General features: G+C 39.2%; 18 protein-coding genes. 14 read left to right on the top strand and 4 right to left on the bottom strand.

Annotated elements, in window-relative coordinates; all coding sequences use genetic code 11:
• Positions 1-44: 44 nt before the first annotated feature.
• The 3 genes from AC50YG_RS05645 to AC50YG_RS05635 all read right to left on the bottom strand — a co-directional run bounded on the left by AC50YG_RS05645 (position 45) and on the right by AC50YG_RS05635 (position 3993).
• On the bottom strand, positions 45-494 hold the full coding sequence (locus tag AC50YG_RS05645; RefSeq protein ID WP_494825358.1) for a bactofilin family protein: 450 nt from the start codon (positions 492-494) through the stop codon (positions 45-47).
• 24 nt (positions 495-518) lie between these two features.
• The gene (locus tag AC50YG_RS05640; RefSeq protein WP_494825356.1) at positions 519-1559 is read right to left on the bottom strand and encodes a M23 family metallopeptidase; all 1041 of its coding nucleotides are present in this window, start codon (positions 1557-1559) and stop codon (positions 519-521) included.
• 193 nt (positions 1560-1752) lie between these two features.
• A complete protein-coding gene (locus AC50YG_RS05635; protein ID WP_494825355.1) occupies positions 1753-3993 on the bottom strand; it encodes an O-antigen ligase family protein in 2241 nt (746 codons plus the stop codon).
• 307 nt (positions 3994-4300) lie between these two features.
• On the opposite strand from AC50YG_RS05635, the gene rfbA reads away from it, so the two are divergent.
• The 14 genes from rfbA (at position 4301) to AC50YG_RS05565 (ending at position 20551) form a co-directional block, all read left to right on the top strand.
• Positions 4301-5173, top strand: coding sequence for a glucose-1-phosphate thymidylyltransferase RfbA (gene rfbA, locus AC50YG_RS05630; RefSeq protein ID WP_473758386.1), 873 nt, complete (start codon positions 4301-4303; stop codon positions 5171-5173).
• A gap of 36 nt (positions 5174-5209) precedes the next feature.
• Positions 5210-5761 (top strand): dTDP-4-dehydrorhamnose 3,5-epimerase, encoded by a 552-nt coding sequence (gene rfbC, locus AC50YG_RS05625; RefSeq protein WP_494825354.1) that lies wholly within the window; start codon positions 5210-5212, stop codon positions 5759-5761.
• A 34-nt stretch (positions 5762-5795) separates the two neighbouring features.
• A complete protein-coding gene (gene rfbB, locus AC50YG_RS05620; protein WP_494825352.1) occupies positions 5796-6848 on the top strand; it encodes a dTDP-glucose 4,6-dehydratase in 1053 nt (350 codons plus the stop codon).
• Positions 6849-6859: 11 nt separating this feature from the next.
• Positions 6860-7714, top strand: a complete 855-nt coding sequence (rfbD, locus tag AC50YG_RS05615) for a dTDP-4-dehydrorhamnose reductase (RefSeq protein ID WP_494825350.1) — start codon at positions 6860-6862, stop codon at positions 7712-7714.
• A gap of 164 nt (positions 7715-7878) precedes the next feature.
• Positions 7879-8652, top strand: a complete 774-nt coding sequence (locus AC50YG_RS05610; RefSeq protein WP_473758390.1) for an ABC transporter permease — start codon at positions 7879-7881, stop codon at positions 8650-8652.
• Between the two features lie 26 nt (positions 8653-8678).
• Positions 8679-9410, top strand: coding sequence for an ABC transporter ATP-binding protein (locus AC50YG_RS05605; protein WP_473758392.1), 732 nt, complete (start codon positions 8679-8681; stop codon positions 9408-9410).
• 32 nt (positions 9411-9442) lie between these two features.
• Complete coding sequence (locus AC50YG_RS05600; protein WP_494825349.1) at positions 9443-10318, top strand: NAD-dependent epimerase/dehydratase family protein; 876 nt, start codon at positions 9443-9445, stop codon at positions 10316-10318.
• A 90-nt stretch (positions 10319-10408) separates the two neighbouring features.
• Positions 10409-12304: a rhamnan synthesis F family protein gene (locus tag AC50YG_RS05595; protein ID WP_494825347.1), complete on the top strand. Its 1896-nt coding sequence runs from the start codon at positions 10409-10411 to the stop codon at positions 12302-12304.
• Positions 12305-12351: 47 nt separating this feature from the next.
• A complete protein-coding gene (locus AC50YG_RS05590) occupies positions 12352-13770 on the top strand; it encodes an MBOAT family O-acyltransferase (protein WP_494825345.1) in 1419 nt (472 codons plus the stop codon).
• A gap of 10 nt (positions 13771-13780) precedes the next feature.
• Entirely contained in the window at positions 13781-15319 is a 1539-nt protein-coding gene (locus AC50YG_RS05585) for an alginate O-acetyltransferase AlgX-related protein (RefSeq protein ID WP_494825344.1), read from the top strand.
• A gap of 46 nt (positions 15320-15365) precedes the next feature.
• Positions 15366-16349, top strand: a complete 984-nt coding sequence (locus AC50YG_RS05580) for a glycosyltransferase family 2 protein (RefSeq protein WP_494825342.1) — start codon at positions 15366-15368, stop codon at positions 16347-16349.
• 113 nt (positions 16350-16462) lie between these two features.
• On the top strand, positions 16463-17461 hold the full coding sequence (locus tag AC50YG_RS05575; RefSeq protein ID WP_494825340.1) for an acyltransferase family protein: 999 nt from the start codon (positions 16463-16465) through the stop codon (positions 17459-17461).
• A gap of 713 nt (positions 17462-18174) precedes the next feature.
• Positions 18175-19581 (top strand): undecaprenyl-phosphate glucose phosphotransferase, encoded by a 1407-nt coding sequence (locus AC50YG_RS05570; RefSeq protein ID WP_494825339.1) that lies wholly within the window; start codon positions 18175-18177, stop codon positions 19579-19581.
• Entirely contained in the window at positions 19571-20551 is a 981-nt protein-coding gene (locus AC50YG_RS05565; RefSeq protein WP_494825338.1) for a glycosyltransferase family 2 protein, read from the top strand. The genes AC50YG_RS05570 and AC50YG_RS05565 overlap by 11 nt, the downstream gene beginning before the upstream one ends.
• Before the next feature lie 156 nt (positions 20552-20707).
• Here AC50YG_RS05565 and AC50YG_RS05560 read toward each other — a convergent pair.
• On the bottom strand, positions 20708-20924 hold a 217-nt coding region (locus AC50YG_RS05560), incomplete at its 5' end, for a transposase (protein WP_494825336.1).

Below are 20924 nucleotides of genomic sequence, written 5' to 3'. Positions count from 1 at the left end.
AGCTGCTTCTTATGTGCCGTTCATTGAAATACGTTAGCCGCTTGCTAGACTGCCTGACGGGCTTTATCCCGATTGCTGCCGTCCTTAGCAGCCGTTTCTTTGCCTGTACCGTCTGTTTCGGAGAGCGGGCGTGTGAGCGGGGCCTGCCCCCGTTCCATATGGCTGCTGCCATTAAAGCTTCCGCCATCTTGAATGATTAAGGAATGGGCGTTAATGTTCCCTGTAATTTGTCCAGTTGCGGTAATGGTGAGCCGCCCCTTCGTGGTAATATCGCCGAATAGCTTGCCCGCTACAGTCAAATCCTTCGCAGTTATGTTAGAACGCGCTATCCCAGATTCGCCAATAATGACATCTCCTGCACATTCAATGTCTCCACGGAATTCGCCTTCGATGCGCAGGCCTGCTTCACAGATCAGCTTGCCTTCCACATGGGTACCTTGACCAATCAGTGTATCCGTGGGGGATATTCGTTTGTTTTCCTTGAAAATAGACATGGAAAAACCTCCTTGTTTCGCAGCTTAGGATGGTTGAAGCAAGTAAGGCAAAGGATTGACGGCCTCATCGCCCTGCATAATTTGAAAATGAAGATGAGGTCCTGTACTTCTGCCAGTAGAGCCTAGCAGGCCGATTTTCTCGCCCCGTACGACCTGTTCTCCCTCCTTGGCTTCCATGCTTTGCAAATGCATATAGACGCTGTACAGTCCGTTATGATGGTCGACAATAATATAGTTGCCCTCTGAGCCTCCAGTGCCAACCTCCTTAATCGTTCCATCCGCCGCGCTGAAAACAGGGTCGCCTGCTTTGCCGCCAATATCAATACCGGCATGAAAGACAGCTTTCCCTGTAAAAGGGTCCTTGCGGTAGCCGAAGCTGGAGGTCAGCTTCTTCGAATAGGTAGGCCAGCCCGATGGATAGGAATCGACCTGCTGCCTTCTTGTTTGAGCTTGCCGAAGCGTCTGTTCCATCGTTTCCTCCAAAGAATCGACCATTGCGCTCAACGATTGAACGTCAAATGAGGTAGAAGAAGCCAAAGCTCGAAAGGACATCCCGTTCGTTTGCAGGGAACCGCTGGCATCATAACCGGCTTGCTGTGCCAAAGCCTGCTCGCGCTTGTACAGCTGTTCAGATTGCTGCTGAGGCTTGTGGCTGCTTGTGTCTATCCCAGAATCAGAGCTGCCATATTTGTCGATGAACGCTTTGAGCTTGTTTTCCAGTGCGAGGAGCTCATCCACACGCGTCTGCATGTCCTCGGTTTGCTGGGCAAGGCTTGCCAGCTGCTGCTGTAGGGCGAGGATCGTCTCATCCTTATTGGCGACGGTATGCTGATACTGCTGCGTTTGTTCATCCTGCTGCGTTGCCTGCTCCACAAGCTGCGCCTCGAGCTCATGCAGCTCAAAGACGGATTTGAGCTGCAGCGCGGCAAAGCAGCCCGACACGGCTAGTGCGGCTGCGGCGGGAGCCGCAATGACGGATCGCTTTGAGACATGAAACTGCTTGACGGTTTTGTCGGCGCCGCGCATGACTACAAACGACCACTTTGAATGGGACGATCGATTCAATAGAGGTTTCTCCTTCCGGCCGGTATGAGAATTTAGAACGTTCTAATGCAATTTATTCTGCGGCGGCGGGAAACATGTCAGAAAAATAGGAAAAGCGCCTCCTAGGAAGCGTCTTTAAACGGGGGCATGCGTTAAAACATGCTAGATTTAACCGTTTGAAGACGCGACTCGGGAGCCGCTTGTCGTAGGCAAATTATTTACTTTCGATCGCAGCCAGTGCCTGCTGCATGGCAGGGGTGAAGTTGAAATCTCGACCCTGTGATTGCTCAGGAGGCAGCGTTGCGAGCTGGGCAATGCGCCGCTCGACTTCTGCTTTAATTTCCAGCGCCCGCGTGCGGTAAGTATCCGCGTTGCCAGCATCGCTGCTCATAGCAGCCGCGTATTCTACAATCGCATGATCATATAAAACAATATCCCATCGGAATTTGCTAATGCCTTCTTCCAGCACTTTAAGCATTTCCGTTATGTTGCCGTCCTTTTTGAAATTTTCGTATTGGGCCAAAATAAAGGTGCGATTATAAGGATCATTCGCTTTGCCCGCTGCAAGCGTCTGCAGCGCCTGTTCTTTCATGGTAGCATTTTGCGTTTGCTCATAGGCCTGCATGAGCCATTGATATTTCGTCAAGCTGAATACGGAATGATCAGGAGACGTCTTAATGGCTTTGTCAAGCGAAGGCAGCAGTTGGTTAAGCTGAGCCTGTCCGGCAGCTGCCGTATTGTACGTTTCTTGGAACGTGTGGTTTGCGCTGTTCTCGCGTGCGGAGCCGACTAGCAGGACAATTGCCAGCACACCGATTGCAGATGGATAGATCCATTTTACGGTGCTGCCCTGTACATTTTCTTCTCTGTGTTTAAACGCTAGCGATTTGCCATACGGTGCAATCATAGCACCCAAGCTGATGAACAGCAAAGCGCTCAAATAGACGTAACTCATATCAAAATCGATGGCGCTATGCAGCAGCAGCGTCGTTGCCAAAATAAAAAAGATCAAGTGGCTGCCCCGGCGCTCTGGGTGCCGAATATATGAGCGGATATATAAGAAGTAGGTGTATACAAGCAGCCCAATCAGCGCAGCAAATCCAATCCAGCCTACCTCAACCAGCGTTTGAATGAAGAAGCTGTGCGCTTGTCTGCTCCAATAAGGATTGTTCTGGTATTGCTCATAAACAGCCTGCCAGCCGCCTCCGCCTGCTCCGAGCAGCGGATAGTCTTTGGCAACCTTAAGACCGTCCTCATAGAAGGTCCAGCGCTCGAGAACGCTGTGCTGCTGCAAGTTGATGTTTTCAAAGCGGGAAGCGATTTTCTCAGGCAGCAGATCACGTATGCCATCGCTTGTAATAAGCAATACCGCTGCTAATAGTCCGACAACGATAATCGCGGCGGGAAAAGCAGCAAATGCCCATTTGCGCTGCGCAAGACGCTCACTTTTATTTTCAATCCAAGGGAATAGCTTCTTGTGTATAAGTATGATCAGCCCTGCATTAACAAGGGTAGCGCCAGCAAGCAGTGCCCAGCTTTGCAGCGGCAGCTTGTCGAACATCGAGATCGTCGTCGCTACTTTCGTTTCGGTCGGCTGGACAATTGCGGAAATCGCTTCTGTATTAGCCGTAATTTTGCCCAAAATAACGAGAGTCAGCAAAGCGGATAGACCAGCATAAATGACATAAGCAAACTGTCTAGCCAGCTTCAGGAAAGGCAGAATCACAATAAGCATCACCGGTATGATAACGATGGCGCCCCGCGAATAAGCGAGAAAAAAGGAAATTAAAATCGGTACGAGCATAATGGAATTAGCAAGACGCATGTACCAGCGCTCACAGGTTGCCGCATAATAAGCGGCGATCAGAAAGATGGCAATCAGGAAGCCAGCGTAAGTATTGGAATATTGAAAGACTGAGCTGAGCCGGTAGCCGTCATGGGCAAGCCACATGGCGTCTTTGTAATATTGCTGGCCGAACAAGTTCAGCAGACCGAAAAATACGATTAAATAGGCAGACAGCATAACCCCGTATTCCAGCCATTTGCGCATCTGTACTTTTCCAGCGGCATAAAGACTGGTCAGAAACAGGGCAGCGAGCAGGAAAAAGACAAACGTCATAAATTTGGCATAATAGCTGGAGACGGCCTGCATAGAAGAGAGCCAATAGATGGCCGGCAGCAGCAAAATCGCAATCGACAGCACGCTGCGGTGGTTGTTCAGTTTCCAGCCCGTGAGATAAGCGAACAAGGCGGTTGCGGCGAGTAGAACGTAGCCATAGATGGCTGCGTTGTAAATGGGAGACTCAAAGCCATATTCGTAGCCATTGAACAATCCGCGATCGTATGGGAAAATAAGGACGAACAAGGCTAGGCCGAGCGTCAGTAACCCTTGCAACAGCGGCTGCTCTTTTGCTAATCCCGCTGTGTTTTGTGTTGCATTTTTCCTTGCACTCATTAATATGTACTCCTTGTATGCGTAGTAGATTTCTTCATAGAGTTATTTTAACAAATGATGGGGGGGATTACTATATGGGGGAGTGTGAAGAAGTGACAGGTTTCATTTCAGAAACCAGTAGACTTAGCTTGGTTTTTCTGGGATTTGAGGAATGAGAGTAGTATTCGTATAGTAATTTTGATAGAATGACTCTGTGCGTAAACGTCAGAAAGTTACTTTATTCGATCTTTTTCTTATGATTATAATTATTCAGAGAAATACATAGTTAGTTATTTATAGATACTTTTGAGAGGGGTTTTTAAGGTAAATGAAAGGAATTATTCTCGCGGGTGGGTCAGGTACAAGATTATATCCTATAACAAAAGCAATATCTAAGCAAATCGTTCCAGTTTATGATAAACCTATGATTTATTATCCGCTTTCTGTCCTAATGTTAGCTGGTATTCGGGAAATTCTCATTATCTCGACTCCTAGAGATATTAAAATTTTTGAAGAATTATTTGGCAATGGGTCTGATTTAGGTTTGTTTATAACATATGCCGTACAGGAAGCACCTAATGGGTTGGCCGAAGCTTTCATTATTGGAGAGGAATTTATAGGAAATGATTCTGTAGCATTAATTTTAGGCGATAATATTTTTTATGGTCAAAGTTTTGGGCGGATTCTTGAGGAAGCTACCAAGCTGGAGGAAGGGGCAACAATCTTCGGATTTTTTGTGAAAAACCCTCAAGCATACGGAGTAATTGAATATGATAACAACGGGAAAGTTTTATCTATAGAAGAAAAGCCTGCAAAGCCTAAGTCGCATTATGCGGTTCCAGGTCTTTATTTCTATGATAATTCCGTAGTTGAGATAGCAAAAAGTATCAAGCCATCGGCCCGCGGAGAGCTAGAAATTACTGAAGTTAATAATCAGTATCTTAGCAAAGGTAAGCTAAATGTCAAATTGCTCGGTAGAGGCATGGCATGGATGGATACTGGGACACATGATACAATGTTAGAGGCGAGCAATTTTGTCGAGGCAGTGCAAAAGCGTCAAGGGCTATATATAGCTTGTGTTGAGGAGATTGCGTTCATCAAAAAGTTTATTTCGAAAGAGCAGCTTCTTGAATTAGCGAGTCCACTTATGAAAAGTGAATATGGTCAATATTTAGTGCAAGTTGCGGAAGGTTTTAATTAGAGGTAAGGGAATACCGATTCATTGAGGAGGATCTTGATGGGACAGTTTAATTTTGTGAAAACGAAAATTGAAGGTTTGACGATTATAGAGCCTAAAGTTTTTGGAGATGAACGTGGATATTTCATGGAGACGTATAATTTTAATGCTTTTAAAGCAGCAGGGCTGGATATGGAGTTTGTTCAAGATAACCAATCCAAGTCGCGTAAAGGGGTTCTTCGCGGGCTTCACTTTCAGACTCAGCATCCACAAGGAAAGCTAGTTCGCGTATTATCGGGAGAAGTATTTGATGTAGCTGTAGACTTGAGAAAAGACTCACCTACTTATAAACAGTGGGAAGGTATTATTCTTACAGGGGAAAATAAAAAACAGTTTTACGTTCCAGAGGGCTTTGCACACGGTTTTGTAGTTTTATCTGAAGAAGCAGAATTTGCCTATAAATGTACTGACTTTTATTATCCAGAATTCGATGCTGGTGTGCTGTGGAATGATCCCGAAATTGGAATAGAATGGCCGATTGAACAACTGGAAGAAGTTTTGCTGTCTGAAAAAGATAAAAATTTAAAAACGCTATCTGAACAAATCTTATAACAAATGCATATGTATATATTAGGAGGAGAATAAAGTGTCAGTCAAAGAAGAACGCGAAGTACAACAAGCAACCCTTTTAGTGACGGGGGGAGCAGGTTTTATTGGGAGTAATTTTATTTTGCACATGTTTAAGCAATTTCCTAATTACAAAATTATTAACCTTGATGCTTTAACGTATGCGGGGAATCTTGATAATATGAAAGAAGTTGAGAACAACAGCAACTATGTTTTTGTCAAAGGCGATATTTGTGATAGTGAATTAGTTGAGAAAATTTTTGAACAATATCAACCTAATTATGTATTGAATTTTGCTGCAGAATCTCATGTGGATCGCAGCATCACCGACCCACAAATATTTCTGAAGACGAATATTGAAGGTACTCGTGTTCTGCTTGATGCATGTAGGAAATATTGGACTGCTCCCTATACGAATCAAAAGTATTTACAAGTTTCAACAGATGAAGTGTATGGCTCGCTTGGCGAAACCGGTTATTTTACAGAAGCAACTCCTCTAGCTCCTAACAGCCCTTACTCAGCAAGCAAGGCATCTGCCGATATGTTTGTAAGAGCCTATCATGAGACATTTGGGTTAAATGTAAGTATAACAAGATGCTCTAATAATTATGGTCCTTACCAGTTTCCTGAAAAATTGATCCCTTTAATGATATCGAATGCCCTTGAAAACAAGGAGCTTCCTATATATGGGGATGGTTTGAATGTTAGGGACTGGCTATATGTTGAAGATCATTGCAGTGCAATTGCTGCCGTACTCCATAAAGGGAAATCAGGAGAAGTTTACAATGTAGGCGGGCACAATGAAAAGACCAATATTGAAATTGTGAAATTGGTTTTACAAGAGCTAGATAAACCAGAAAGCTTAATAAGCTACGTTAAGGATAGACTAGGGCATGACCGGAGATATGCAATAGATGCTGCCAAGATGAAAGAGGAATTAGATTGGGAGCCGCGTGTTATGTTTGAAGAAGGAATTCGAATGACAATACGTTGGTATCTAGATAATAAAGAATGGCTTAATAATGTGAAAAGTGGAGAGTATAAGGAGTATTACTCCAGAATGTATCCTTAGGAGACATGTCCATGAAAGTGTTAGTAACAGGCGCTAAAGGATTGCTGGGACATGACATTGTCCAGTTTCTGGAATCGCAAGGAACGGAATTCTATGGCCTGGATAGGCAAATGCTAGATATTAGCGATATGGACAAAACAGCAGAATTCATTAAAAATTATTTGCCGAGCGTTGTAATACACTGTGCGGCGTTTACTAGTGTTGATAAAGCAGAAAGCCATGCAGCACAATGTCGATTAATAAACGTTGAGGCTACTGCTAATATAGCAAAGGTTTGCAAGGAGATAGATGCAAAGCTTGTTTATATAAGTACAGATTATGTATTTTCTGGTGAAGAGAAAATACCTTACGAAGTATATTCTAAAACGAAACCATTGTCGGTTTATGGCCAAACCAAGTTAGAGGGTGAAATGGAAGTATTACAAACTGTAGAAAAACATTTTGTAATTAGAACTTCTTGGTCATTCGGCGTCAATGGAAATAACTTTGTAAGCACCATGCTGAAGCTCAGTAAAAACCAGGATGAAATTAATGTTGTTGCTGATCAAATTGGCTCGCCTACGTTTACTGAAGATTTAGCAATGCTTATTGTAGAAATGATAAAAACAGAAAAATATGGTATTTACCATGCGACTAATGAGGGGTTTTGCAGTTGGGCGGAATTTTCAACTGAAATTTTTAGGCAGGCAGGGTATAACACAACAGTTAATTTTATTAAATCAAGTGAATATCCAACCGTTGTTAAAAGACCTAGTTATTCTAATTTGTCTAAATCTACGCTTGATCAGGCGGGTTTCGGCCGTTTGCCAACTTGGCAAGATGCGCTGGGGCGCTATTTAAATAAAATTGGAATTATTAAAAGCTAAACTTTTTGTTTACTGCTTTTTATTTTTTAAAATATCCTCACCCCTTACAAAATTACGTTGACGGTAGTTTTGTAAGGGGTAAGTATAGCTCTAGTAATTAAGTTTTACATTTTTTTGGACAAGCCTAACTATACGTCAAATAAATATCTGAGGATAGAATAACTATGAGATATTTTAAAAACTTTTGGAAGTACAAAGAATTGTTGAGTCAATTTGTTATTAGAGATTTGAAGGTGAAATACCGTCGTTCTGTATTAGGTTATTTATGGAGCCTGTTGAACCCTCTCTTAATGATGACAGTTATGACAGCTGTTTTCTCCAGCATGTTCAAGTTCGATATACCTAATTTTCCGGTGTACTTGCTTTCTGGACAGATTATCTTCAACTTTTTTGCCGAAGCTACTACGTTATCTATGAACTCCATATTAAATGGGGGTTCTTTAATTAAGAAAGTATATATCCCTAAATATTTATTTCCAGTTTCAAGAGTTTTGTCATCTTTTGTTACTTTGTTGTTTTCACTAGTAGCATTGCTTATAGTTATATTAGTTACTCATGTCGAAATTTCTCCAACTATTTTGTTATTTCCATTACCTTTGATATATATTTTGTTTTTTTCAATAGGTATTGGGCTTATTATGTCGGTTAGTGCAGTTTATTTTAGGGATACATTGCATTTGTATTCTGTAGTTTTATCGGCGTGGATGTATCTTACACCTTTATTTTATCCACTTAATGCCGTTCCTGATTTCGTAAAATCGATTATATATGCTAATCCAATGTACTATTTCGTAGAGGCATTTAGAGAGGTCGTTTTGTACAATAAATTGCCTAGTCTTGAAATTAATCTTATGTGTATTATGTTCGCAGTAGTATCAATGGCAGCGGGACTTTTTATTTTTTACAAAAACCAAAATAAATTTGTATTTCATATTTAAAGGTTGCTTACGGAAGGAGCTGAACAATGACTCAATTTGCGGTTGAAGTTGCAGACGTTTCAATGCGATTTAATCTAGGGAAAGAGAAAATAGATTCTTTAAAAGAATACATGATTAAGTTATTGAAAAAGGATTTAGCATACGATGAGTTTTATGCATTGAAAAATGTCTCTTTTAAAGTTGAAAAAGGAGATGCCTTTGCGATAGTAGGCAGCAATGGTTCAGGTAAAAGTACGATACTTAAAGCGATATCTGGTATTTTAAAACCCACGTCGGGAAATATTGCAGTTAGTGGAAGTGTAGCTCCGCTTATCGAACTAGGTGCAGGTTTTGATATGGATCTGACAGCTAGGGAGAATATATTTCTTAATGCAGCCGTACTGGGATATTCTAAAAAATTCATACTTGAAAAGTATGATGAAATATTGGGTTTTTCTGAACTAGAGGATTTTGTAGATGTACCCCTTAAAAATTTTTCCTCAGGAATGGTTGCTCGTCTAGGGTTCTCAATTGCGACGATTGTAAAACCAGATATTTTAATTGTAGATGAGATTTTGTCTGTTGGAGATCATGCTTTTCAGGAAAAATGTGAGAAGAAAATGGATGAGATGACAACTGGCGGAACAACGTTAATATTGGTATCACATTCAATTGACCAAGTAAAGAAAGTATGTAAAAACGCGGTTTGGTTGAATAAAGGTGAAATTGCTGCAGTAGGTTCGGTTGAAGCGGTTTGTAATGCATACGTGAATAAATAAAATAACTTGTTTTAAAATCGGAGGAGAGTTAGATGTCTAACGGTAAATCAATCTTGGTAACGGGAGCCGGTGGCTACATTGGACGCCATGTTGTTAATTGCCTACTAGATCTAGGATTTCAGGTAAGTACAATAAAATACAATAATTTAGTGGTAGATCGTCGTGTGAAATTAATCGATGCAGATATTTTTGGGGATTATGAAAATATCTATGATGTCTTGGATAGGCCCGATATATGTCTACATATGGCTTGGAAGGATGGTTTTGTACATAATTCCGAGTCTCATATGCAAAATTTATATTCACATTATAAGTTTATTAGAGACATGGTAAATGGCGGACTTCAACATGTGGCTGTGATGGGGACAATGCATGAGATTGGCTACCACGAGGGAGAAATTAATAATGATACCCGAACCAATCCTCACTCTCTATACGGAATTGCAAAAAATAGTCTCCGTCAAGCGTTAGAGACCATGTTTAAAGATAAGGAAGTTATTTTTCAATGGATGCGTGCCTTTTACATATTGGGTGATGATTTAAACAATAAGTCTATCTTTTCTAAACTTATACAAGCTGAGCAGGAAGGGAGAAAAACATTCCCATTTACTACAGGTAAAAATATGTACGACTTTATTCCAGTAGATGAACTTGCCCAACAAATTGTAATGACAGTGATGCAAACAGAAGTTACAGGCATAATTAATTGCTGCTCTGGAAGTCCAGTCGCTTTACGGGATATGGTTGAAAAATTTCTAATTGACAATGAATTTAATATTAGTCTGGAATATGGTGCATTTCCTGATCGACCTTATGACTCACCTGCTATCTGGGGGAACAATGAGCAAATTGTGAAAATACAGAAAAATTTTAAAATGAAGAAAGATGCATCTAAGCTCAATAAATAATTTTTAAGCAATAATAAAGGGAGAAAGCGATGTGAAAAACTGAATTTTAGTTTTTAAATTTAAAAGGATATGTAGGGGAGAAGAATAAAATTGATACTTGAAAATAAAAAGAAAATAAATAGATTAGGTATATTCTTTTTTTATGATAAACAAGGAATAGTTGATGACTATATTCCTTATATGCTTGAAGACATGAAAAAGAATGTTAGTGAATTATTAGTAGTTTGCAACGGGAAGCTTTCGCCTGAAGGCCGGGAGAAATTTAATAAAATTACTAAGGATTTACTTGTACGTGATAACACGGGGTTTGATGTATGGGCATATAAAGAAGGGATAAAATATTTCGGTTGGGACAAAATAAAAGAATTTGATGAAGTTGTTTTTTTTAATTTCACTATTTTCGGTCCATTGTATCCGTTTAAATATATGTTTGAAGAAATGGATAAAAAGGATTTAGACTTTTGGGGGATTACTACTTATCATGGAGCAGAATATGATCCATTCAAAAAAATAAAGTATGGTTATTTGCCAGAGCACATCCAGTCGCATTTTATTGTTGTTCGGCAGGATATGTTAAGAAGTTATGAATTTAGAAAATATTGGGATGAAATGGGTCCGATAACGTCCTACGAAGAAGCAATATGCTATCATGAAGCCATATTTACAAAGGATTTCAGTGATAAGGGATTCAAATGGAGTTCGTTTGTGGACACTAAGGACTTGCATAAGCATTCTCATGCTCCAATTTTAATGGCTGCTTTAGAGCTCGTTAAAAATAGGAAATGTCCAATCGTAAAACGCCGTAGTTTTTTTCATGAATATGCTGATTATCTCAATTACACAACGGGTGAACAATCTATAGAAATTTATGAATATATTAAAGAAAATTTTGATTATGATGTGAATATGATTTGGGATAATGTGTTACGCATTAATAATCAAGCAGATATTAAAAAGAATATGCACCATAATTATGTTTTACCGACAACATTCTCGAAAGAGGAGCAAGCTACTAATTCAAATAAAAAAGTTGCATTAATTATGCATATATATTTCGAAGATTTAGTCTCCTATTGTTATCAGTATGCTAAATCGATGCCTTCAGAGGCCGATGTATATATTACGACAGATACAGAAAAGAAAAAGAAAAAGATTTTAGAGGTTTTTTCAAGCCTTGATTGTGCGAAATTAGAAGTTATTCTGATTGAAAATAGAGGAAGAGATGTAAGTGCCCTTTTAGTTGGCAGCAAAGATTTTGTAATGGATTATGATTATGTCTGCTTTGCACATGACAAAAAAACGACTCAGGTTGAACCACATGCAGTGGGGGAATCATTCTCCTATAAGTGCTTTGAGAATATACTCCAAAGTGAGCATTATGTTCAGAATATTATTAGTACATTTGAAGAAAATCCAAGGTTAGGCATGTTAACTCCACCTACACCAAGTCATGCTCATTTTTATTCAACAATTGGTTTTGAGTGGGGCTCGAATTTTGAGAACACTAGAAAGCTTGCAGAAAAGCTCAAGCTCAATGTGGATTTTCATTCTCATAAAGAGCCCATTGCTCCGCTTGGCACAATGTTTTGGTTTAGGCCTAAAGCTTTAAAAACTTTATTTGAGTATGACTGGAACTATGAGGATTTTCCTAAAGAACCTAATAATACTGATGGATCACTGCTCCATGCCGTAGAAAGGATTTATCCTTTTGTTGTTCAAAATGATGGCTACTACTCTGGTTGGGCATTAGCAGATAGTTATGCAAGAATTGAGATAACTAATCTCTATTATATGCTTCGTGAAATCAATATAGCATATTTTGATAAGTGTGGGCCGCAAGTGCACTATACAATGCTAACTAATTTTAGAAATAATCTTACCTTTAATAATTCATTCTTCATAAGAATGAAGGTGAAATTAAAGCAGCGCTTGCCTAGGCCGGTGTTTAATATGTTAAAAAGGATGAAGCATAGGTTTTCTAGGTAGACCATAAAGAAATTCTTTATAGTTTATGATCGAAAGAGGTTCTGAAGATGGTTTTTAGTTCGACTATATTTTTATTTTGTTTTCTTCCTTTAGTATTGTTAGGATATTACTTGTTGAAAATAGAGTATAGAAATGCCTTTTTGCTGATAGCGAGCCTTTTATTTTATGCTTGGGGAGAACCAAAATTCGTTTTTGTTATTATATTATCTATAATAATTAACTACTTATTCGGGATTCTAATCACATTTAGTAAAAAACGCTCGAACCTTTTTATCAGCAGAGGTACTTTAATTCTCGGTATTGTAGCTAACTGCGGGTTACTGTTCTATTTTAAGTATTTTGATTTTGCTATATCGACTATTAATAATATAGTAAAATCTAACCTAGAATTACATCACATTATACTGCCTATTGGAATATCATTTTTTACTTTCCAAGGTCTTTCTTATGTTATTGATGTTTATTCGGGCAAAGTGTCTGTTCAAAAAAACTTTGTGAAATTTGCATTATTCAAAGCCTTTTTCCCACAATTAATAGCAGGGCCTATAGTTAGATACGTTGACGTACATGATCAAATTGATAATAGGACAACAACTATTGATGATTTTGCTCATGGTATCCGGAGATTCGTTTTAGGACTTGGGAAAAAAGTGATAATAGCAAACTCATTAGGATCGGTCGCAGATAATATTTTCGGATTGCCTCAGGATCAAAATACGATGGCAATGGCATGGGTAGGGGCAATTTGTTACACATTCCAGCTATATTTCGATTTTTCAGGATATTCGGACATGGCCATCGGTTTAGCTAGAATGTTTGGTTTTAAATTTTTGGAAAATTTTAATTATCCATATATCTCGAAATCAATCACGGAGTTTTGGCGCAGATGGCATATATCACTTTCCTCGTGGTTCCGAGATTATTTGTATATCCCGCTAGGTGGCAATAGAAGAGGAAATGTATATGCAAATCTGTTTATAGTTTTCCTAGTCACCGGATTATGGCACGGAGCTGCGTGGAACTTTGTTATATGGGGATTATGGCATGGAATATTTTTAATAATTGAGAGAGTGTTGAATAAAAGAGAGTGGGGCTTTAAAATTCCTGCCCTATTGACGTGGCTATATACAATGTTAATTGTTATTATTGGCTGGGTATTTTTCAGGGCTCCTAATTTAGATGATGCCATTAGCTATCTAAAAATAATGTTTGGTGTTGTTCAGCCTACTGCTGTAGGCTATACGGTGTGGTATTACTTAGATCCAATGACGATAACCGTAATAATTATAGCGATTATTGCTTCATTGCCAATAGCTAAATATTTAAGAACGAATATAGGATCGTATGAAGAGCATAGTAGTTTTAGTTTGTTAGTTCAAAATCTTTATATCGTTTTAATTTTTATTATCTGTATTATGTTCTTAGCAACATCGACCTATAATCCTTTTATTTATTTTAGATTTTAAGGAGTAATCAATGAAAGCATTCAGAGTGTTGAACATCTTAATGATATTATTTTTTTTCATTTCTATAATGGTTCCTATAATTAAAGTAAACTTGGAAGAAGGAAAAATATCTGCTTCAGAAAATCGAGTGTTGGCTTCTTTCCCTTCTTTCAGAACACCTGACAATAATATAAACACTGGTTTTATCAGAGAATTTGAGACATGGCTAAATGATAATTTAGGCTTTAGAGACGAGCTCGTAATGACAAATACGCTTCTTCAATATGAGTTATTTGGTAAACTTACGAAGACAGATACTATGATCGGTAAGGATGATTGGTTATACTATGTAAACTCGGATGTTATTAAGGATTATCAAAATTTAAGCCTTCCATCCGAACAACAACTTAAAGTTTGGGGAAATTCATTGGAAAAAGTTAATGATTATTTGAAACTGAAAAACATTCCAATGATTATGATGTTGAATTTAGATAAAAAAACGATTTATCCTGAAAATTATCCTGATACCATATTAAAGGTAGGCGACATATCTAAAACTGACATCATAACAGATTACTTATTAAAAAATACAAATATTAATTTCTTTACTCCCGAAAATGCACTAATGAAAGCTAAATCTGATGCAACAGTCTATTCGCCTCGATATGACAATGCTCACTGGAATAAGTATGGTGCTTTTATTGGATATACTGAATTGATGAAGAAGGTGAAGGAATACCTTCCAAATGTGAATATGCTGTCATTTGAGGATTATGACATTTCGAACTATGAGCGGGAAGTCAAGGTTTATAATGCTGTGCCATTTAAAGAATTAGATTATGCATTTACACCGAAATATACAGGTACGGCGGTTCAGTCTAACGGTGTTTTTAATGATATAAATTTAACTTATAATAATGTATCCTATAGCTTTGAGAACAGTAATAAAAAATTACCTAAGGCTCTTGTATTAGGTGATAGTTACTTTTATGGGATGCTGATTCCTGAACTTGCTGAATCGTTTTCAGAAATGACTTTTATTCATACAGATAACATGAATAAAATTCAAAGCTTCATTGATTTAACCGAACCAGATATAGTTATAGTTGAAAGCGTGGAAAGAATGTTTGATCACACAATGAATGTTTTATCTAATTCTACTGAAACATTTAATAATTTTGCTACTTTTTCAAAGTTACCTACAATTGGTGATTCATCTTTGTATCTGGATTATACTAATAATGAGTTGGTAAATGAGCAAGGTACAATAATTATTGATGATTCAAAAAAATATGTGAGTTTAAGTGGTTGGGCATTTGATCCGACAACTAATAAATCAATTAGTGATATATTTTTGAAGGTTGGAGATAAGTATTATTCCGGAGTATATGGAACACCTCATGGAGGAGTAGCAACTCATTTTAAGAATAATGACTTATTAAATACTGGGTTCACATTTAATGTTAATACTGCAGATTTAAAGAAGGCAGGACAGTTTAGCTTCGTAATTGTAGCAGCAGATAAAACGCATTTTTTGGAACCAGTAAAGTTTAAGGTTGAGCTTAAATAATGAAGTTCTAAACTAGTGTGTAAAAGATAGTGAGTGATGAGTTGTAATGGCTACAGCAAGCGTCTGTATCGTGACCTACAATAGCGCTTCAGATATTGAAGCGTGCTTACATGCAGTTCTGAGTCAGACTTTGCGGCCAGAGCAGGTTATTGTTATTGATAATGCTTCCAGTGATGGAACGCAAGCGATTGTGCAGCGTTATGCCGCAAATGAGGGCTTGAAAGGAAATATTCATTTTAGCGCCAATAGCATAAACAATGGATTTGCCGGCGGGCAAAATCAGGCTATCTCGCAAACCGATGCCGATTATGTTCTGGTTCTTAATCCCGATGTGACGCTCGGGGAGGATTATTTGGCGGAGGCGGTAGCTTTCATAGAAAGCGATCAGCAAGTTGGCAGTGTGACAGGTAGGCTAGTACTAGGTTCTGATCCTTCTAAGATGGATAGTGCAGGACTTGGCATGCGCCGCACGCGCCAAGCCTATGATTTGGCCACTGATGAGCCTGCCGTGAATTGGAGCAAACCGATGGAAGTATTCGGGGTATCCGGAGCAGCGGCAGTGTATCGCATGGCTATGATTCGTGATATTCAAATCGACGGACAGTTTTTTGATGAGGACTATTTTGCCTATAAAGAGGATGTAGACGTGGCGTGGCGGGCGCAGAAGCTAGGCTGGAAAGCCAGTTATGTGCCTTCGGCTGGTGCGCTTCATCACCGAGGATGGAAGCAGGGAGGGCGCCGTTCTGTTCCCTTGTTCATCCGGAGGCACTCTTATCAGAACCGCTGGTTCACGCTTATTAAAAATGAGCCAATCAGCTGGCAGCTGCTCTGGTTGATTCCCCTGCTGACTTTCGTGGAAGCTGCGAAGCTTGCGTATATTCTGCTTAGAGAACCAGGGCTACTTGGATCTTGGCCCGTTATTTTCAAAATGCTGCCTGCCATGCTGCGAAAGCGTAGGCAAATCTATCGCAAGATGAAGGAAAAACGTAGTGAAGTAGCTATTTTAGGAGGCAATGAATACATGAAATGAATCACCAGAAAATTTTAAAAAACAGGTTCTGGTGAAGTGAAAATCCCCCTTTTCTTTATTTCACTTTGGATGTGCTCTATCCTTATCTATATTCAAAAAGGAGACTTTAGTTTATGTTTTTTGGCGCAATATGGTTATGGATATTGATCTCGGTTTTATTTAAATCTAAGTCTTCACAGGAGAAAAAAATAGATTTTTTTGATAGGAAAAGTACAGATACTTTACGCGGCATATTTGCTGTAGTTATAGTGCTAAATCATTATGCTCAGCATGTATCAGCTTTTACTAATTTTTCAGGTAGAATATTTATGTATACAGGAAGTTGTGCGGTAGGTTTTTTCTTTCTACTATCAGGATATGCTAACTACATGTCATTTACCAAAAATAAACTAAAAAAGTTTCATTGGGTAAAAAAGGTTCTTCAAGTATTTGTTATTACTGAAGTGATTAACATTGTTGATACTCTCCTTTTTGATCAATCATGGTCTATGAATAAATTAAATATTTTCAATGCAGGATATTGGTTTATCCTTGTTCTAATGGGTCTTTACATATTGCTTCACTTTGTTATTAAGTATTTCGGGAAATATGACGTACTTGTTTTTTTTGGTATAATTATTCTGTATATGATTACACTGAATAGGCTTGGTATATCAGATACTTGGTATAATAGCATTGCATGCTTTGTTTTAGGATTAGCCGTTGCAAAATACAAAGAAATTTTGTTTGTGTTTTTTGAAAAGGTGAATATTCCATTAATTATGATTCTTCTGTTGCCTATAATTATTTTTTTGTATCATAAGACTATGACGGTTGGCTATCCTTATAATATTATAGTTGCATTGGTTTTTAATATGTTTATCGTTTTGTTTTTATATCAATTTAATTTTAACTTTAGATTTTGGGGAATTATAGGTTTTATTTCGTTAGAGTTGTATATTTGGCATGTGAAAATGCTATATAGAGTAATTACTATTAACGGGCAGGTTTATACTGACTTGACCCAATTTATTATTTTCTTGGCAATGTCTATTGGGTTATCATTTTTGATTTATTGGATTATTGATTATTGCAAAGGATTAATAGTCAAGTTTTCTACGAATAAGCAATAAAAAAATAAAAAAATATACTATAGACGTAGTAGGATTATACTGCACAGCAACCGATGCTCACCCAAGGCCACTGAAAAACCTGATTTAAGGCTGTCCATTCGCTCACGGCATCTGTATTGGTAACGGTTGCCGTTGATTGCGGTAAAGAATTTGCTTACCACGAACGCCTAAATACTTTGCATAGTTTTTGAGGTTTATTTTTCCGGTTTCTATTCCTCTTGGCAGCAGGCAAGAGTGAAAATGCGAACAGACTGCTAGGAGAGTTCTTTACCAGAGACTGTGGTTTCGCAGAAGCTTCGGAAGAGGAATTAGCGTGCGCTTTGTTCCTTATTAATAAGGACCCCAAAATTGTCTTGGATGGAAAACCGCACATATTGCTTTTAGGGTTTAAGTGTCGTATGTTGCTTGACCATTTGCTAATTATTATTAAATCACTTTAAAAAAATAAAAAACTTGGTTTTTAAATTGAATTTCATACTTAAATATCTAATTTGTGTTATTTTTTCAGGTGATTTCTTTTGATTTTATTCGATTGCTTGTTAGGTTACAAGACAAATGACTTCAAATAAACAGAGGCACCTGCTCAGGCTTCCGTTGTTTCAAGGATGCAAAAAGAACTCCATGTGGAAACAAATGGGGTTCTTTTTGCATCCTTATTTTGATACAATACTACTAGAGTCGAAATCTGATAGAATGTGGGTGAATTTGCATTTATGATCCGGCAAAACCAGAGGATATTGTCCCAGTTATATATGCTTGCGGATCTGTTCTGTACGTTAATCGTATTTCTCGCCGCCTATTGGCTTAAATTTTATAGTGGCTGGTTGTCCTATGTGAATTCCGTTCCTTTCTCCACCTATTTGGTTTGGGGAACCGTCTATTCATTTTCAGCCGTCGTTGTCGGTTTTTATTTGCAGTTTTATTCGCCTAAGCGGCGCAAAAATTATTCTTATGAAGTATTAAAGATTATACAGATTCAGACGATCAGTTTCCTGTTCTTGCTCAGTTTATTTTATTTCACAGGTGAAGTTCATATTTCCCGGGAATTACTTTTAATCTTTTTTCTGATGAATATTGCAGCTATAGCTCTCTATCGTTATGTTGTAAAATCTATGCTGTTCTCCTTTCGGCGTCGCGGTTACAACAAGCGTTATGTGTTAATTGTCGGGGCAGGATCAGTGGGGCGCAGCTTTTATCATAATTTGCAGAAGCGTCCTGAACTGGGATATGAAGCAGTCGGTTTTCTTGATGATTATCAGGGAGAGCATGCGGAGGAGCATCAGTTTATGCAGCCGATTATCGGCAAACTCGACGATCTTGAAGAGAAGCTGAACGATCTGACGATTGACGAGGTTATTATTGCATTGCCGCTCGAAGCGCATAAGAAATACGCACAGATCATTGAGACTTGCGAGAAGACAGGCGTGAAGACGCTAATTATCCCAGACTTTTTTGATTTGTTGCCTGCTAGGCCGTTTTTTGATAATTTTGCCGGTATTCCGCTCATCAATGTACGGGATGTTCCGCTAGATGAGCTAAGTAATCGTGTGCTAAAACGCGGCTTTGATATTATCTTCTCGCTTATTGCTATTATTATTACTTCACCCATTATGTTGGCAACGGTTATTGGCATCAAGCTGACCTCTCCTGGACCGGTTCTGTTTAAGCAGGAGCGGATGGGGTTGAACCGCAAAAATTTCTTTATGTATAAATTTCGCTCGATGCGAGTGTCAACTGGCGAAGTGTCCAATACCCAGTGGACGGTGGAAAATGATCCACGCCGTACGAGGTTTGGCAGCTTTCTGCGTCGCACGAGCCTTGACGAGCTTCCGCAGTTTTTTAATGTGCTGTTCGGACATATGAGCGTTGTCGGGCCGCGCCCTGAGCGTCCCTACTTCGTTAGCCAGTTCAAAGAAGAGATTCCGAAGTATATGATTAAGCATCAGATTCGTCCCGGCATTACCGGCTGGGCGCAGACGAATGGGCTGCGCGGTGATACATCCATTGAAGATCGAATCGTGCATGATTTATTTTATATTGAAAACTGGACGTTTATTTTGGATTTGAAAATCATCGTAATGACGATTGTGAGAGGGTTTGTCAATAAAAATGCTTACTGACCGCAATACAAATGTGAAGGTTTCGGTAATAATTCCTACATTAAATGCAGGAGTGGAGTTTGTTGAGCTTATTCAAAGGCTTCAGAAACAAACATTGCAGCCCTACGAAATTATCGTTATGGATTCTGCGTCAGACGATAGTACGCCGGAGCTGGCCAGTCAACTGGGCACGCGGGTGCTGTCGGTGCTGCGCAGTGAGTTTGATCATGGTGGTACACGCAATACAGCGGCTGCACAGGCAAAAGGCGATTTTTTCGTATTTATGACGCAGGATGCGCTGCCCTATGATGAACAGCTGCTTGAAAAGCTTATCCAGCCGCTGCTTGATGATCCCAGAACCGCCTGCTCCTACGCAAGGCAAATACCTTATCCCCATGCAGGTATACTGGAGAGGCTGGCCAGATCATCCAATTATCCGCCTGAGCCCCGATTGAAATCTAAAGCAGATATTGATCAAATGGGCATTCAAACGTTTATTTGTTCGAATGTATGCGCAGCCTATCGCAGAGAAACCTTTTATGAGATGGGAAGCTTTGCAGCTCCTGTTATTTTCAATGAGGATATGTTTATGGCCGCGACCTGTGTTATGAACGGATACAGCATTGCCTATGCCGCGGAAGCTGGGGTTTATCATTCCCATGATTATACGCTGATGCAGCAGTTTAGGCGTTTTTTTGACAATGGGGTATCGATGTGCCGCAACGAATGGATTATTCCATACAGTAAAGTAGGAAAGCCTGGTTTCAAGCTGGTCAAAACCCAGCTGAAATGCTTGCTGAAAGAGCATCGTTATCATTTGATTCCTGTGCTTTTTGCTGAATCGGCAGCGAAGCTTATTGGCTACAAACTAGGTATAAAACATAAGCGTCTTCCGGTGTTTTTGTGCAGGTATTTCAGCATGCATAAGCTGATTTGGGATAGAATGCATCGTGTTAATGATGCGTCGGCTCCAATGAAACGTACGGGCTAGCCTTACTATCAGATATGCTTAACGAAGCTTTCAGCAAACAGCATTGTAAAGCAATAAACAGCACGGGGCTGTCCCAAAAGCATGAAGTTCGCTGGAGAGATAGCCCCCTTTCAACCCAAATACTTGAAAACATGAAAAAATAGCCGTACAGGGTGTCTATTCCTGTACGGCTATTTTTCTCTTTTGGTCTATGTTTGCTTGCTTCATGAGATTATGGGCAAGCGAAAGCCACCCGACCTCCAGACTTACCTTAGGCAAGCTACGAAGCAGAAAACGCCGGAATCCCCGGTTATTTTTTATCTGCCCGAATACACTTTCGGGTTCAATCATTCGTCTTACCGACAGCGCATATCCTTCCTCGCTGCGCAGTTTT

The sequence above is a fragment of the Paenibacillus sp. J31R34 genome (genome assembly GCF_059383715.1).
The sequence above is the reverse complement of the archived record's forward strand: the minus strand, read 5'-3'. Positions and strand labels throughout refer to the sequence as shown.

What these genes read in the sequence shown, in the direction of transcription:
- AC50YG_RS05570 (WP_494825339.1), top strand. Translation starts at nt 18,175, where the DNA reads ATGATCCGGCAAAACCAGAGGATATTGTCCCAGTTATATATGCTTGCG.
- rfbD (WP_494825350.1), top strand. Translation starts at nt 6,860, where the DNA reads ATGAAAGTGTTAGTAACAGGCGCTAAAGGATTGCTGGGACATGACATT.
- rfbA (WP_473758386.1), top strand. Translation starts at nt 4,301, where the DNA reads ATGAAAGGAATTATTCTCGCGGGTGGGTCAGGTACAAGATTATATCCT.
- AC50YG_RS05610 (WP_473758390.1), top strand. Translation starts at nt 7,879, where the DNA reads ATGAGATATTTTAAAAACTTTTGGAAGTACAAAGAATTGTTGAGTCAA.
- AC50YG_RS05645 (WP_494825358.1), bottom strand. Translation starts at nt 494, where the DNA reads ATGTCTATTTTCAAGGAAAACAAACGAATATCCCCCACGGATACACTG.
- AC50YG_RS05580 (WP_494825342.1), top strand. Translation starts at nt 15,366, where the DNA reads ATGGCTACAGCAAGCGTCTGTATCGTGACCTACAATAGCGCTTCAGAT.
- rfbC (WP_494825354.1), top strand. Translation starts at nt 5,210, where the DNA reads ATGGGACAGTTTAATTTTGTGAAAACGAAAATTGAAGGTTTGACGATT.
- AC50YG_RS05590 (WP_494825345.1), top strand. Translation starts at nt 12,352, where the DNA reads ATGGTTTTTAGTTCGACTATATTTTTATTTTGTTTTCTTCCTTTAGTA.
- AC50YG_RS05585 (WP_494825344.1), top strand. Translation starts at nt 13,781, where the DNA reads ATGAAAGCATTCAGAGTGTTGAACATCTTAATGATATTATTTTTTTTC.
- AC50YG_RS05635 (WP_494825355.1), bottom strand. Translation starts at nt 3,993, where the DNA reads ATGAGTGCAAGGAAAAATGCAACACAAAACACAGCGGGATTAGCAAAA.
- AC50YG_RS05605 (WP_473758392.1), top strand. Translation starts at nt 8,679, where the DNA reads ATGACTCAATTTGCGGTTGAAGTTGCAGACGTTTCAATGCGATTTAAT.
- AC50YG_RS05565 (WP_494825338.1), top strand. Translation starts at nt 19,571, where the DNA reads ATGCTTACTGACCGCAATACAAATGTGAAGGTTTCGGTAATAATTCCT.
- AC50YG_RS05600 (WP_494825349.1), top strand. Translation starts at nt 9,443, where the DNA reads ATGTCTAACGGTAAATCAATCTTGGTAACGGGAGCCGGTGGCTACATT.
- AC50YG_RS05575 (WP_494825340.1), top strand. Translation starts at nt 16,463, where the DNA reads ATGTTTTTTGGCGCAATATGGTTATGGATATTGATCTCGGTTTTATTT.